The sequence below is a fragment of the Enterococcus haemoperoxidus ATCC BAA-382 genome (assembly GCF_000407165.1).
GTDB classification, from domain to species: domain Bacteria; phylum Bacillota; class Bacilli; order Lactobacillales; family Enterococcaceae; genus Enterococcus_L; species Enterococcus_L haemoperoxidus.
Map to the genome: position 1 here is coordinate 1917026 of NZ_KE136479.1, position 15325 is coordinate 1932350.

General features: G+C 36.6%; 11 protein-coding genes and 1 other annotated feature. Of the genes, 3 read left to right on the forward strand and 8 right to left on the reverse strand.

Annotated features, from left to right (window positions below; translation table 11 throughout):
- Positions 1 to 3 precede the first annotated feature (3 nt).
- A complete protein-coding gene (locus I583_RS08855) occupies positions 4 to 423 on the reverse strand; it encodes a hypothetical protein (protein ID WP_010760830.1) in 420 nt (139 codons plus the stop codon).
- A 301-nt stretch (positions 424 to 724) separates the two neighbouring features.
- Between I583_RS08855 and I583_RS08860 the strand changes: the two genes are divergently transcribed.
- The gene (locus I583_RS08860) at positions 725 to 1771 is read left to right on the forward strand and encodes an AI-2E family transporter (protein ID WP_010760829.1); all 1047 of its coding nucleotides are present in this window, start codon (positions 725 to 727) and stop codon (positions 1769 to 1771) included.
- A gap of 307 nt (positions 1772 to 2078) precedes the next feature.
- On the opposite strand, the gene nhaC is transcribed toward I583_RS08860, so the two are convergent.
- The 3 genes from nhaC to tyrP all read right to left on the reverse strand — a co-directional run bounded on the left by nhaC (position 2079) and on the right by tyrP (position 6910).
- Positions 2079 to 3449, reverse strand: a complete 1371-nt coding sequence (gene nhaC, locus I583_RS08865; RefSeq protein WP_010760828.1) for a Na+/H+ antiporter NhaC — start codon at positions 3447 to 3449, stop codon at positions 2079 to 2081.
- 146 nt (positions 3450 to 3595) lie between these two features.
- Complete coding sequence (gene tdc / locus I583_RS08870) at positions 3596 to 5452, reverse strand: tyrosine decarboxylase (RefSeq protein ID WP_010760827.1); 1857 nt, start codon at positions 5450 to 5452, stop codon at positions 3596 to 3598.
- Between the two features lie 51 nt (positions 5453 to 5503).
- Complete coding sequence (gene tyrP, locus I583_RS08875; protein WP_010760826.1) at positions 5504 to 6910, reverse strand: tyrosine-tyramine antiporter; 1407 nt, start codon at positions 6908 to 6910, stop codon at positions 5504 to 5506.
- A gap of 383 nt (positions 6911 to 7293) precedes the next feature.
- Positions 7294 to 7495: a binding site (T-box leader), on the forward strand.
- A gap of 52 nt (positions 7496 to 7547) precedes the next feature.
- Between tyrP and tyrS the strand changes: the two genes are divergently transcribed.
- Positions 7548 to 8816, forward strand: coding sequence for a tyrosine--tRNA ligase (tyrS, locus tag I583_RS08880; RefSeq protein ID WP_010760825.1), 1269 nt, complete (start codon positions 7548 to 7550; stop codon positions 8814 to 8816).
- 494 nt (positions 8817 to 9310) lie between these two features.
- The gene (locus I583_RS08885) at positions 9311 to 9625 is read left to right on the forward strand and encodes a YerC/YecD family TrpR-related protein (protein ID WP_010760824.1); all 315 of its coding nucleotides are present in this window, start codon (positions 9311 to 9313) and stop codon (positions 9623 to 9625) included.
- Between the two features lie 145 nt (positions 9626 to 9770).
- On the opposite strand, the gene lpdA is transcribed toward I583_RS08885, so the two are convergent.
- The 4 genes from lpdA to pdhA all read right to left on the reverse strand — a co-directional run bounded on the left by lpdA (position 9771) and on the right by pdhA (position 15067).
- Positions 9771 to 11177 carry a dihydrolipoyl dehydrogenase gene (lpdA, locus tag I583_RS08890; RefSeq protein WP_010760823.1) on the reverse strand — a complete coding sequence of 469 codons (1407 nt, stop codon included), beginning with the start codon at positions 11175 to 11177 and terminating at the stop codon, positions 9771 to 9773.
- 7 nt (positions 11178 to 11184) lie between these two features.
- On the reverse strand, positions 11185 to 12834 hold the full coding sequence (locus tag I583_RS08895) for a dihydrolipoyllysine-residue acetyltransferase (protein ID WP_010760822.1): 1650 nt from the start codon (positions 12832 to 12834) through the stop codon (positions 11185 to 11187).
- A 137-nt stretch (positions 12835 to 12971) separates the two neighbouring features.
- Positions 12972 to 13949: an alpha-ketoacid dehydrogenase subunit beta gene (locus I583_RS08900; protein WP_010760821.1), complete on the reverse strand. Its 978-nt coding sequence runs from the start codon at positions 13947 to 13949 to the stop codon at positions 12972 to 12974.
- Between the two features lie 2 nt (positions 13950 to 13951).
- Positions 13952 to 15067: a pyruvate dehydrogenase (acetyl-transferring) E1 component subunit alpha gene (gene pdhA / locus I583_RS08905; protein WP_010760820.1), complete on the reverse strand. Its 1116-nt coding sequence runs from the start codon at positions 15065 to 15067 to the stop codon at positions 13952 to 13954.
- Positions 15068 to 15325: the final 258 nt, after the last annotated feature.

Below are 15325 nucleotides of genomic sequence, written 5' to 3' on the forward strand. Positions count from 1 at the left end.
CGCCTACTCCTTTACCCCTTCTTCTTTTTCTAGAATCGTTTCATATTGTGTTTTTGCTAATTCAAAATTTGATTTTTCGATTGTTCTAGCTAGTTCCTTGATTGCTGGCGATAATTGTCGATATGTCTCATAAATCAATTTGTCTTCTTCATTTAGAAGTTTTTGATAACTGCTTAATTTTGCTTTGTCTCCAATAATTTTAAAATCAGTCGCTACTTTTCTGAGATCTTTGGGATACTCTTTATTCTTAATTTCCCCCATATTTTTCATATCTACCCACAATTGATATGTTTCTTTGAAACTTGTTTCTAAATCATAGATTTTTTTATCCAGATTCCCTTCGTTTGCTTTACTACTACATCCAGTAAAGAACAAAATTGAAACAAAAAAAATACATAACGTTACTTTTTTTAACCTTTTCATTTTCAAACCTCCTTTTTGTATTTTAAACTTAACAAAAAGAGCGCTCTCTTTCAATAGAATAACGAAATAAAAAAAATTTTTTTACCGAACAAGCTAAAGATTCTACTTTCAAGTGCATTTCAATTTGTATAATTTCGTTAAAAATAACATATAAAATAAACGTACTTCTTTTTAAAAACATCACTACTCTATCTCAAGTTATTTTTTTTAAAATTATCGATAAAACTGCTATCAAAAAATGTAAAAAAGCATTATAGTTATCTTACAAGATAATAAGTAACGTATTAAAGGAGCGAAGTCTGTGTCGATTTATGAAAAATTTGTTCAAAATGAACGCTTAAGACGTTTTTTTGTTTTAGCTGTTGTTATTTTTATTTTATTTTTAGCGAGAAGCATGATCACAATGATTTTATTAACGTTTATCTTTACGTTTTTAGCACTTCATTTTGTGAAATTTGTGCAGCAGTATTTAAAAGTGCCCTCTCTCATACTGGTTTTAGCCACTTATTCTTTGATCGTTTTTTTAGTCTATCTGGCCGTTACCAAATATGTGCCGGTTCTGATTCATCAATCTGTTCAAATGTATAATTCCGTCATCCGTTTCTACCAAACTCCGACGGATGATCATAATCAGCTTTTGATGGTCATTGATAATTATCTAGAAAAATCCAATTTAATGTCTCAAATCCAAAATGGTGCAAGTATCCTTTTGCGGTATGTTCAAGATATTGGGTCGATCGGTCTTTCTTTTATTCTCTCATTCATTTTAAGTTTCTTTTTTATGATCGAGAAAAAGCAAATGGCGGAGTTTTCTAAGTTATTTTTAAAAAGTGATTTTGACTGGTTTTTTCAGGATATTTACTTTTTTGCAGATAAGTTTGTAAATACCTTTGGTGTCGTGATGGAAGCTCAATTCTTTATTGCGGTTGTTAATACGGGGATCACAACGATTTGTTTGGCATTGATCGGGTTTCATCAATTGCCAAGTTTAGCCATCATGATTTTTATTTTAAGCTTGATTCCTGTCGCAGGTGTGATCATTTCCTGTATTCCATTAAGTTTCATTGCTTATTCAGAAGGTGGCATCAATGATGTAATCTATATCTTAGTGGTGATCATTGTCGTTCATTTATTTGAGTCTTATGTATTAAATCCTAAATTTATGTCGAGTAAAACAGATTTACCAATTTTTTATACATTTGTTATTTTACTGATCAGTGAACGACTATTTGGTGTTTGGGGATTGATTGTTGGTATTCCGATTTTTACTTTCTTTTTAGATATTTTAAAAGTCAAACCAATCCATTCGGTTACTGAGAAACTCTCCGACCCACCAAATATAGAATAAAAAAAAGCTTGAAAGATTATTTAAATGGTTGGTTGCTTGATAAAAATTTGACCAAAAGTGCTGTTTTGAAAAAAACTGGTATTACGGAAGCAACAAGATATCAATACTTTGATGAAAAAAACAGGCTATGCCTAGCTCTACCCGAAACACCCTTGGGATGCTATTGTGATTTATGGAATCACTCATCATTTAACTATCATAGAAATCGATGATCTTTTATATAGTGAAGAACTTAAAACGTTTGGAGATTAAATGAATCAAAAAAATACAACGTTATTCCTTTTGAGGAACACGTTGTATTTTTTATTTATTCTTTCGTTTTCTTTTTCCCAATAATCGTAAGGAAAAATGACAATAATGGCAACGCAAAGCAAAATACTGCATAAGGTAAATAATCCATTGTGGCAATTCCTAAGGTTCCTGAAATGAACACGCCACTCACACCCCAAGGAATCAACGGATTCACAACAGAGCCTGCATCATTCAATCCTCTAGACAACATTGTCAATGGAACCTTTTTTTCTTTGAATTTAGCAATAAATGACTTCCCAGGTAAAATGATTGAAAGATATTGTTCTCCAATTAAGACATTGATACCAATCGAACTCATCATGGTGATAAAAATCAATTTTTGACGAGAATCAATCACCGTTTCAAAGCGTTGTAGTAAGCAATCGATAATTTCCATTTTCACTAGTAATCCGCCTAATGCTAACGCTAAAATAATTAACGATACTGACCACATCATGCTTTGAATACCGCCTCTAGATAGCAGTTCATCCACTTGCGTGTTTCCTGTATGAGAAACAACCCCATTTTGGATAAGTTCTGCCGTCTCACCAAAAGAAAAATGAGTACTTGTAAAAAACAGTAAGATAAGGGATGCGCAAATACTCAACAACAAGGTTGGGATCGCTGGGATTTTTTTCCAAGCACAAACAAACAAGAGTGCTAACGGAATAAGTTCCATAAAAGAAATCGTAAAATTGTTATTTAATGTCTGAACGATATCATGAATACTTGTACTATCTAGCGCACCATCATAACGTAACCCCACGACTAAAAAATAACCAAACGAAAGGATTGCAGCTGGGATCGCTGTTTTATATGTATTTTTTAAATGGTCAAATAAATCGACTTCTGAAATAGCCGCAGCTAAATTCACTGTATCTGAAAGTGGAGAAATTGAATTTCCTAAAAAGGCCCCTGAAACAATGGCTCCTGTTGTTAATACTGGATCAACACCAATCAAACTACCCATTCCTAAAAAAGCAATACCGATTGTTGAAATGGTCGTAAACGAACTTCCCACAGCTCCACCTACAATACCACAAACAATAAAAACAGTTGGAATAAAAAATTTCACTGATAAGAAAGAGAAACCTAAAACCATGATTGTCGGAATTGTCCCAACAGCGATCCAAACGCTGATCAACGCGCCAATCAAAATAAAAATCAGCATGGGAATTATGCCAGAAGCAACCCCCTCTATCAACGCATCATGAACAAAATCCCAAGAAAACTTTTTATACACCGCAAACAAAAGCAAATAGCCAATCGCAAGCAATATAGCGATATGAGCAGGAATACCAAAGCCAATAATACTTGTACCAATCATCAACAATAATGTTATTAATATGAAAACTGCTTCATTAAAATTCACTTGATATTTTTTCATACATGTTCTCACCTTTTTATAGAGAGTTAGCAATCAGGATCATTCTAGCTTCCTATTTAACCATTCCCTCTTATTTATTTTTTATAGAAAATCTGCAGCTGCGGTAAAGCTGTATTTTTGCCTTACCGCACCCACAATATTCAACTCTATTGCTCAGCGTAAATTGCTTCTAGTTTTTCTTGAATTGCTACTTTGATTTTTTCTGCATAGTCATCAAAGACTTCTTTGTCATTCATGTATGGTGACATACCGGCTGCACGTAAGATCGTTACTTTATCAGCACGTTCCCATTCAGCGCGAGAGAAACCCAAACTGTTTACAAATTCAAATGGACTATGACCATACTCTTCGATAGCAAAATCAGTATGTGATGTAATGAATTCATTGTTATATAAACCACCTTTTGTATAAGAGGCATAGTCGTAGAAATCATGATTTAATTTATTCATTTTTACAAGGTCAGTATTTCCTTTTTCATTAAAGACATAGTCGACCATATTAAAGTCTGGTTTTGTTAAAGCATGGATTTCAATTATCTTGTTGCCAACTTTAAATTCTAACCCATCGATAAAGTGATAGAAATGATAGGCTCCTTCAATACTTGCACCCATCAATTTACCATAACCAGTTACGTTTAATGGTAAGACTTTGTGGGCAGTCCAAACAGCAGCTGCAGTTGCACCAGCTTTAGATCCTTCAAGAATATAAGCACCTAATAGCGCTGGAATATCTGCCCCTTTTTCAAATACATATGTTGCAAAGTAAGAAATCACATCACGCATACGGATATCTTTAATTACCACACCACCAGCAGAATATGGAATATAGCCCATTTTATGTGGATCGATCGTTACAGATTCAGCTTGTTCGATTGCTTTGAATGATTCATAAACTTCTCTTGTCAACCAATCATTTTTTTCTTGGAAGATGTTATGTTTTGCATAAACTTCTTCGATCTTATCCCATTCGATGAATTGATCATTTTCATCTAAGAAGATTGAACGTCCATAACCGCCGTAAGCTGCATCAACATGCACGTAGAAGTAGATGCCTTCTTTGGCTAATTTATCTCGTAAAGCAATGATTTGATCAATACGGTCTACTTGACCTTCTTCTGTTGAGCCGACCACACCAACAACTCCAAGTGTAGGAATTCCTTGGGCTGCTAGATCACGAATTTGTGCTTCTAATTTATCGATATCCATGCGGTATTCACTGTTTACTTCACCAGCAATTACTTGGTCTAAACCAATACCGATAATGTCTGCCGCTTTTAACCACGAATAGTGTTTTGTTTGTGGTACGATCCATTTACCTAATTTGTCTAAGTTTTTACCACTACGAGCTGAATTAGCTTTGATTTCATCAAATTTATCTTGTAATTGATCTAAGATATCCAAAACTTCAGATGTAGGCATATTTAGTAATTCCCAATCAGATTTGCCTGCAACCATTTCTGGTGCAACAGCTTGAATCGCCCATGGCAATGATTTCATATTACGGGCATACCATAAACCTTCTAAGTTAGCGATCGAACCATCTGCTGCAATATGACCCCAGCCATCTTCGTAACCCATCAATGTCGCAAATTCTAGTCCAACTTCTTCTTCCATTTGTGACGTTGCTGGTGATGATTCATAAGCCACGTTATTGCCGTTCCAAAGCATTGCAGTTGTATAGGCGATAATTGATGGCATTAATGTTTCAGCGTTCATATGTCCCCAGAAACGGCCAGCTGAGTGCCATGGAAGTGATTCTGTACGTAAACGTGAAGATAATACATTGAAGACACTTCTCATATTATCCGCTGTTTCTTGGAAACTTTTAGAACTTCTGTCTTGTGGAGAAATAACAGGTAAATCTTGTGGCATATAATTTTGTCTCCAGCCAACATGTTCATCGATCATTTTGTTTAATAATTCTTTGAATAGATCAACGTTTTCGCCTTTGTCTCCTAGAAATAAAGCTTTTAAATTTGTATCATCAGTATTGAAATTTTTCATGATATTTTCCTCCAATAGTTTCATAATTGTTCATGCTGAAAATGTTATTTCTTATTTATTTGTTTTCTTCCATTCTGGTTTCTTTCTCTTATAAATGATTAATGCAATTCCGATCATAATCACAGTAGCCGCCACTTGGAAAATAATATATGCTACATGTCCGCTTTGAGGAACAGAGCTAGGTGGAATCAAGCTGACTAGAATTGTAACAACCACACTAACGATTGCTAAAACTGAGACAAACCACATCAAACCATTGCCTTTATTTCCTAATCTAAAGGGACGCTTTACTGTCGGCATACTGTAACGTAACTTAATTGCTGAAAGTGAAATCAATAGATATACCACACAATAAAGAATCGTCGTTGTAATCGTGATGATTAAAAATGCTGCACTGATATCTGGTACAACAACATATAAGAATGATACAAGTGAAATCACAATTGCTTGGATCATAACAAAAACAATTGGAATCCCTTTTGCGTTACGTTTTTGGAAGAATCGAGGTAAGTTTCCTTCTTCTGCTACTTTGATCATTGATTTACTTGGACCTAACACCCAAGCACTCAATTGCACTAACACACCGACTAAAATCATCAATGAAATAATATTATTGAAAATCGCTGGAATTCCTAAATCTTGTGTCATGATCACAAATGGTTGTGTGATGTTAGCAAGTTCCATTTTTCCAGCTGGTACACTATCTGCTACACTTAAACCAGCAGCTAAGTTAAACACAACTAATAGTAAAACAGATGCAATAACTGCAATTGGATAATTACGTTTTGGATTATCAATGTTATTTGCATGAACAGATGAAATTTCTACTCCAGCAAAAATGAAGATAATTCCTGTTAACGTTGGTAAGCTACCAAGGTCGCTAAAATCAGGTAACAACTTGCTTGCTTCAAAGTGACCTAAATAGCTATCCTGATTGATTCCATGTTTTGCCATATACATCATTCCTAAAATAACTAAAGCCACAAAAGGAATATAAACGCCAATCACAGCGCCCCAGTCGCCCGCAATTTTTACCATATCAAATTTCAAATTCAACAACGTAATGCCCCAATAAGAAATCAATATCATGATAAAAATAAATAAATTATTGTGTCCTAAATCTGGACGGTCGATCACATAACCTAGCAGTACGCCTACGGTTGAAGCAACCATTACCATTCCGAAAAACATTTGTACCCATAATAACCATGACGTAACAAAACCCCATTTTTCTCCAAAAGCATTACGTACCCATACTTGCGGTCCGCCTTCTTCTGGCCAACCAGTTGATAACTCAGCTGAAATCAATGCAATTGGTAATGCAAAGCAGCAAGCTGCGATCAACATATAAAAAATTTGTGCCCATCCTGTTGATGCCAATGTTGGAACACTACGAACCGTTCCGAAAAAGGCCATGGTAATTCCAATTAATCCAAATAATGATAATTTCTTATTCATGTTTCTATTTGACCTCCTGATTAAATCTATTTTTTGTTTCCCACATGTGAAATCACTCCCAAAGTATAGGTAGCTTTAAGCCTCAAGTCAAAAAGAGCAGAATTAAAAAAATAACCTGTTATTTAACATTTATATACTTTATACAGCGCGTCAACGCTCCACTGCGCTAAAGTATTTGTGTGAAAAAAATAACATGGAAGAGCTAATTGTAAAAAGGTCGTTCGCAATTGTTAGAAATTATACTTGTTACTTTCTACTTTCAAAAAACCTAGATTAAAGCGAAGTCTCTTTATATGAGAAACCCCTCATTTAAAAATAATAAAATAAAAAAAGAAGTATTTGACAAGTTGACTTATTTGTCGTAAAATTGCTACAAAATAACATATCAAACTTTAATAAAGCGAAGTAGCAAGAATGTCCCTATTTCAGAGAGTCAGCATTTAGTGAGAGTTGGCATATACATTTTTTGTGAATTACACTTTTAGTTTCCTACCGTAAGTAGGCGTCTATCTACGATACAGATTTAAGAGGTATATGATGTTCATATACAATTTGGGTGGTAACACGGCGAAGTTCGTCCCATAGGCTAATAGCCTATGGGGCGTTTTTTATTTTATTTAGGAGAGGAAGAAGAGACATGACAAACATTATTGATGAATTAGAATGGCGTGGTGCCATCAACCAACAAACAGATAGCGAAGGGTTGCGTGAATACGTTGAATCCAATAGCATTTCACTATATTGCGGCGTTGATCCTACAGGAGATAGTATGCATATCGGTCATTTGATTCCGTTCATGATGCTAAAAAGATTCCAAGCATTCGGACATCATCCCTTTATTTTGATTGGTGGTGCAACTGGAACGATCGGAGATCCAAGTGGACGTACGACAGAACGTCAATTACAAACAATGGAAACTGTTCAGCACAACGTTGATTCTTTAACAAAACAAATGGAAAAATTGTTTGCAGTAGACACAGATAACACATTGACTTTAGTGAACAACTACGACTGGACACACGATCTTACTCTATTAGATTTCTTGAGAGATTTCGGTAAATTCTTCAATATCAACACAATGCTTGCTAAAGATATCGTCGCAAGTCGTTTAGAAACTGGTATTTCATTTACAGAATTTACCTACCAAATTCTACAATCGATGGACTTTTTACACTTATTCCAAAATAACAACGTACGCATGCAAATCGGTGGTGCGGATCAATGGGGCAATATCACAGCTGGTCTAGACTTGATTCGTAAAAAAGAAGGTGCTGATGCAAAGGCCTTTGGTTTAACGATTCCATTGATGTTAAAAGCAGATGGAACAAAATTTGGTAAGACAGCAGGCGGTGCGGTTTGGTTAGATCCAGAAAAAACAACCCCTTACGAATTCTACCAATTCTGGGTAAACCAAGATGATCGTGACGTAATCAAATACTTGAAATTCTTTACCTTCTTAACAAAAGAAGAAATCGATGCCTTAGAAGTCAAAGTTCAAACTGAACCACATTTACGTGAGGCACAACGCGTACTAGCTGCAGAAATGACAAAATTCGTGCATAGTGAAGAAGATTTAAACGATGCATTAGCAATCTCAGAAGCGTTATTTTCTGGTAACGTAAAAAACCTAACCTCAAAACAAATTGAAGAAGGCTTTAAAAATATGCCTACCGTTGAAACAGAAACACTTGATCAAAATCTTGTAGATTGGTTGATCGAACTTGGTATTGAACCTTCTAAACGTCAAGCAAGAGAAGATATTTCAAATGGTGCGATTTCAATCAATGGTGACCGTATTAAAGAATTAGACTTTGTCGTCACAGCAGAACAGAGCTTTGATGGAAAATTCATTATTGTTCGTAAAGGTAAAAAACAATACACTTTAGTAAGATTACTTTCTAAATAAAAACAGTTAGTCTATTTTTAAAGGGTGAAGTAAAACTGATTTTCAGTTTTACTTCACCCTTTAAAATTTATTCTATTTACTGGACAAATTACAAAAAAGTTTTATAATAAAAAATGCTTGCTAGAATGGATCTAGCGCGATAATGTGAAGTATTGTTTCCTTTATATTATCTAGCTTCGCGGGTTAGCTCTTCGGAAAAAAGATAAAAATAGATTGTGGCAAAAATCGCCACTCTTAATTTTTCCTATTTTCCTGCCAAGTCTAAACGAGTCCGTTTCGCTTTTGCTGAGAATCACAGTGAAAAAATTGAACTGATGATGAACAGTACAAGACTTTCGTAAGAAAGTGTTGATCATTAGTATTATCTAGCTGCACAAATCAATCCTTAGGAAAATAGATAAATTGTTAGTGAAACAAAGAACGTTTCAATAACAATTTCCTAATTTTCTACAGGATTAAACGATTTGTTCCGCTTTTAAATTTAGGAGGAACTTATGAAAATCGACAAGATACAAGACGGCCACGGCGATGAGTTTTTCCGTTCTCTATTAGCTTTAGAAACATTGGAGGATTGCTACAATTACTTTGACGACTTAATGACACTTAAAGAATTAGATTCTATGATTCAGCGGTTTGAAGTTGCAAAGCTACTACTATTAAACAAAACGTACAGTGATATCGCTGAAGCCACTGGCAGCAGCACTACAACGATTTCTAGAGTAAAACGAATTATAGATGAGGGAAACGGTGGATTACTTGAGATGGTTCATAGAATCGATGAACAAGATGACAAAGAACTTCATCGCTAAAAGTATAAGATAGGCTACAAAACTATAAAAAGACGTTTAAAAGTTGTGCAAGTACACTAACTTTTAAACGTCTTTTCAATAAAATGCTAAAACAAAAGACCGAGCCTGGCCAGCTCGGTCTTTCTTTGTGTGACAAATATGCTATTTAAATATGAATTGGCAAACCTAAAGCCAACTCAGAAGCATCCATAGTAATTTCCCCTAAAGATGGGTGTGGATGGATCGTTAATGCAATATCTTCAGCATTCATGCCAGATTCAACCGCTAATGATAATTCAGAAATCATATCACTTGCGCCAACTCCACCGATTTGTGCTCCGATAATGACATTGTCTTCGTTTGTTGTTACCAAACGTACGAATCCTTCAGTTTTACCTAAAGAAATAGCACGGCCGTTACCAGCGAATGGGAATTTGTAAGCAGTTGCTTCTAATCCCGCTTCTTTGGCTTCAGCAATTGTCATACCAACACTTGCTAATTCTGGATCAGTAAAGGCTACAGCAGGCATTGCTTTGTAGTCTACTTCTACTTTTTTACCAGAAATTGCTTCAGCAGCAATTTTTGCTTCGTAGCTTGCTTTATGAGCAAGCGCCGCGCCTGGTACAATATCCCCAATAGCGAAGATGTTTGATACGTTTGTTCTACCTTGTTTGTCCACTTTAACTAAACCACGTTCGCCAACTTCAACACCAGCTTGTTCTAAACCAAGATCATCCGTGTTTGGACGACGTCCAACTGTTACCATTACATAGTCAGCAGTTACTGATTCTTCTTTGCCGTCTACTTCATATTTTACAGTTACGCTGTCGCCGTTGTCGATTGCTTCTTTAGCCATTGCTTTCGTTACAACTGTTACATTTTTCTTCTTGAAGTCGTCTGTAACTAGTTTAACCATATCTTTTTCATAAGTTGGTAAGATTGAAGGACTACCTTCTAAAATCGTTACTTCAGAACCAAGGTTCGCATATGCGCCACCTAATTCTGCACCGATAACGCCGCCACCGATGATAACAAATTTCTTAGGTACTTCTTTCAAGTTCAAACCACCTGTAGAATCTAAGACACGTCCGCCAAATTTAAATCCTGGGATTTCGATTGGGCGAGAACCTGTTGCTACGATTGCATTATTGAAAGAGTAAGTTTGCGCTGAATCTGGATGGATCACACGTAATGTGTTTTCATCAACAAAGAACGCTTCTCCTTCAATAATTTCGATTTTATGTTTTTTAAGAAGGAAACCAACACCGCTTGTCAACGTATTAACAACTTTATTGTCTTTCCATTCTTGTGTTTTTGTAAAGTCTAGCTCAACATCTTTGGCTGTTACACCAAACATAGTTGAATCTAGTGATTCTTGATAGTGGTGTCCAGCTGCGATCAATGCTTTAGAAGGAATACATCCAACGTTTAAACATACACCGCCGATAAACTCACGTTCAATAATCGCAACTTTTTGACCCATTTCAGCAGCACGAATCGCTGCAACGTATCCTCCAGGGCCTGAACCAATTACGACTGTATCTAATTCAATGGCGAAATCTCCTACTACCATTTGATAATCATCCTTCCATTAATAGTAATTCTGGATCAGCTAATAGACGCTTGATGTTGTTCATTGCTTTTTGAGCAGTTGCGCCATCAACAATACGGTGGTCAAAACTCATTGAAAGTTTCATAACACGTCCAACAACGATTTCACCGTCTGCATTTACAACTGGTTGAGTAGCGATCGTACCAACACCTAAAATTGCAACTTCAGGGTAGTTGATAACAGGTGTGAACCAGCCGCCACCAACTGAACCAATATTACTGATTGTGATAGAACCGTCACGCATATCCGCAGCAGTTAATTTACCATCAATTGCAAGAGCTGCTTTTTCGTTGATTTCATCAGCGATTGCAAACATGCTCTTAGTATTCGCATTTTTAACGTTTGGTACATATAAACCATGATCAGTATCTGTTGCAATACCAATGTTATAGTAATTTTTATAAACGATTTCTTGTGCTGCATCGTCAATTGATGCATTCAAGATTGGGAATTTTTGAACCGTTGCAGTCAATGCTTTCACAACGTATGGTAAGAATGTTAATTTCGTACCGTTAGCTGCTGCAACATCTTTAAATTTCTTACGGTGATCCCATAATTTAGATACTTCAACTTCGTCATGCAATGTAACGTGAGGTGCAGTATGTTTACTGTTTACCATTGCTTTAGCAATTGCTTTACGAGTTGGTGTCATTTTTTCGCGTGTTTCAGCTTCACCTAAATCAGAAACAAATGGTTTAGCAGGTGCTTTTGGTGCTGCTGTTTCAGTTGCAGTTGTTACTTGTGGAGCCGCCGCAGTTTGTTCAGCTTGTGCTGGTGCTGCTGCTTGTCCGCCACCTGAAATAAAGCTTTCGATATCTGCTTTTGTAACACGTCCGCCTTTTCCAGTTGGTGCAACTTGTGTGATGTCTACATCTTTTTCACGAGCAAATTGACGTACTGATGGCATAGCCAACACACGTTTGTTTGGATCAGCTGCTGCTACAACACCTGTTGACGCTGCTGGAGCTGGTGCTGCTTGTTCTGTTTGAGCAGGTGCACTTGCTGCTGGCGCAGATGCGCTTGGTGCAGAATTATGTCCAGGTGCATCGATTTCGATCAATACATCTCCAACATTTGCTACTGTACCTTCTGGAACAACGATGTTTTTAACTGTTCCTGTAACTGGTGAAGGAATTTCTTCAACAGATTTATCGTTTTGAACTTCCAATAAAGTATCATCTTCGTTGATTGTATCGCCTGCTTTAACGAACCATTTTACGATTTCGCCTTCTGCAATACCTTCACCGATATCTGGTAATTTAAATTGGAACACGCCGCCACTGCTGTCCGCTGCTGGTGCTTCTGGAACTGCTGCTGGTTGTGCAGGAGTTTGTTCTTGAGCTGGCGCCGCTGCTGGTGCTGCATCATTTTCAGGATGTCCAGGTGCATCGATTTCGATCAATACATCTCCAACATTTGCTACCGTGCCTTCTGGTACTACGATAGATTTAACTGTTCCTGTAACTGGAGATGGAATCTCTTCTACAGATTTATCGTTTTGAACTTCTAGTAATGTATCATCTTCATTGATGGTATCTCCTGCTTTAACGAACCATTTTACGATTTCGCCTTCTGCAATACCTTCACCAATATCTGGTAATTTAAATTGATAAGCCATTTTTTAAGCCTTCCCTTCCTTTATCGTATCTGTCTAACTAGTCATTTACTTAAAATAACAGCGCTAAATTTCCACGTGATAAGCTATCACGTGAAAATCAAGACACGTTTTTAAAGTAAGATTTGTTTAGTCTCTAATTAAAATTCTGCGATTTCTCTAGCTTTCGCTTCGATATCTTTAGCATTTGGCAACCAAATGTTTTCTGCTTGTCCAAATGGGAAGATTGTATCTGGAGCAGATACACGGCCAATTGGCGCTTCTAGTGATAATACCGCACGTTCAGAAATTTCAGAAACAACCATAGCGCCAACGCCAGCTTGTTTTTGTGCTTCTTGAACTACGACTACACGACCAGTTTTTTCAACTGATTTAATGATTGTTTCAACATCTAAAGGAGCGACAGTACGTAAGTCAATGATTTCAACAGAAATATTGTCTTTTGCTAAGTTGTCAGCGGCTTTGATTGCTTCACGAACCATAGCACCGTAAGTAATGATAGAAATATCAGTACCCTCACGAGTCACAGCTGCTTTATCTAATGGTACTTCATATGCTTCATCCGGCACTTCCTCACGGAATGAGCGGTATAATTTCATATGCTCTAAGTAAACAACAGGGTCATTGCTTCTGATTGCAGAAATCAATAGTCCTTTTGCATCATATGGATTTGATGGAATAACCACACGGATACCAGGAGATTGAGCAATCAATCCTTCTAAGTTATCTGAGTGAAGTTCTGGTGTATGAACACCACCACCAAATGGCGCACGAACAGTAATAGGCATGTTACGTGTTCCACCCATACGGTAACGAGTACGAGCCATTTGACCAACGATTTCGTCAAATACTTCAAATACGAATCCAAAGAATTGGATTTCAGGAACTGGACGGTAACCTTCTAATGCTAAACCAAAAGCCAAACCACCGATTCCAGATTCTGCTAAAGGAGTATCGAAGACACGGTCTTCACCAAATTTTTCTTGTAAACCTTCAGTTGCACGGAAAACTCCGCCGTTTTTACCAACGTCTTCACCGAAGACCAAGACGTTTTCGTCTTTCTCTATTTCAAGAGCTAAGGCATCTGTAATTGCTTGGATCATTGTTTTTTGTGCCATGATTATTTCGACTCCTTCGCTTCGTAGAATGCAATTTGTTCTTTAATGTTTTGTGGTTGAACTTCAAACATATTTTTCAAGAAATCAGATACTTTTTGTTTTGGAACTTTATCTGCTTCTGCAATTGCTACTTTGATTTCTTCTTTAGTTTTTTCAATTACTTCGTTTTCTTTTTCTTCAGACCATAAGCCTTTATCTTCTAGATATTTACGGAAACGAACTAGCGGATCTTTTTGTACCCATTCGTCATCCATATCTTTTGAACGGTAACGAGTTGGATCATCACCTGATAATGTATGTGGACCATAACGGTAAGTTAATGTTTCAATTAAAACAGGACCATTGCCATTTGCAGACCATTCACGCGCTTCTTTAGCGATTGCATAAACTGCTAGTGGATCCATTCCGTCAACGACGATCCCTGGAATTCCAGCTGCTACAGCTTTTTGTGCTAATGTTTTAGCTGCTGTTTGTTTTTCACGAGGTGTTGAAATCGCAAAACCATTGTTTTGGATGATGAACACGCCGTTTGCATGATATGCTCCTGCAAAGTTGATTGCTTCATAGAAATCACCTTGTGAAGAACCGCCATCACCTGTATAAGTGAAGACAACGTTTTTCTTGCCGCGTTTTTTCATTCCTAAAGCAACTCCTGCTGCTTGGATGTATTGTGCACCAATGATGATTTGTGGTGGTAGAGCATTTAATTCTGGAGCATAGTGGTTACCCGCTACATGGCCACGAGACCATAAAAATGCTTCTGTTAATGGTAAGCCGTGTTGAACTAATTGAGGTACATCACGGTAACCAGGTAATAAGTAATCTTCTTTATCCATAGCAAATTGACTTGCTAATTGGCTTGCTTCTTGTCCCGCTGTTGGTGCGAAGAAGCCTAGACGACCTTGACGGTTCAGTGCAGTTGAACGTTGGTCTAACACACGTGACCAAACCATACGAGTCATTAATTCTACTAATTCGTCATCTGATAAATCCGGTACAGCATCTTCGTTTACGATTTTCCCATCTTTATCTAAAATTTGAAATGTTGGGAAATCAGCGTCGACTTTTTCCATAAGTGCTTTAAAGTCAATAGGTTTTTGTTTCTTTGCCTTTGCCATTTTGTCACACAATCCTCTCTGTTACGTTTCTTTTTTTCGTAAAAAGTAAAACAGCGTTAAAAACTGTATTACTTTTTATCGACTACACTTACAAATTATCACTAAACAGATAAAAGAGCAAGTAAAAAGTGAGCATTTCTTTAAATTTGATTAAAATACTCGAAACCTTTCGTACCAAAGGTTAGTGATTAAAATCACAAACAAGAAACCGTTTTACAAAAAGACTTCGCAATCGTATCTTTTGACAACTAGCTGTTA

Coding starts and splice junctions, on each gene's coding strand:
- I583_RS08900 (WP_010760821.1), bottom strand. CDS start 13,949: ATGGCACAAAAAACAATGATCCAAGCAATTACAGATGCCTTAGCTCTT.
- pdhA (WP_010760820.1), bottom strand. CDS start 15,067: ATGGCAAAGGCAAAGAAACAAAAACCTATTGACTTTAAAGCACTTATG.
- tyrP (WP_010760826.1), bottom strand. CDS start 6,910: ATGAATAAGAAATTATCATTATTTGGATTAATTGGAATTACCATGGCC.
- I583_RS08885 (WP_010760824.1), top strand. CDS start 9,311: ATGAAAATCGACAAGATACAAGACGGCCACGGCGATGAGTTTTTCCGT.
- I583_RS08895 (WP_010760822.1), bottom strand. CDS start 12,834: ATGGCTTATCAATTTAAATTACCAGATATTGGTGAAGGTATTGCAGAA.
- tyrS (WP_010760825.1), top strand. CDS start 7,548: ATGACAAACATTATTGATGAATTAGAATGGCGTGGTGCCATCAACCAA.
- tdc (WP_010760827.1), bottom strand. CDS start 5,452: ATGAAAAATTTCAATACTGATGATACAAATTTAAAAGCTTTATTTCTA.
- lpdA (WP_010760823.1), bottom strand. CDS start 11,177: ATGGTAGTAGGAGATTTCGCCATTGAATTAGATACAGTCGTAATTGGT.
- I583_RS08855 (WP_010760830.1), bottom strand. CDS start 423: ATGAAAAGGTTAAAAAAAGTAACGTTATGTATTTTTTTTGTTTCAATT.
- nhaC (WP_010760828.1), bottom strand. CDS start 3,449: ATGAAAAAATATCAAGTGAATTTTAATGAAGCAGTTTTCATATTAATA.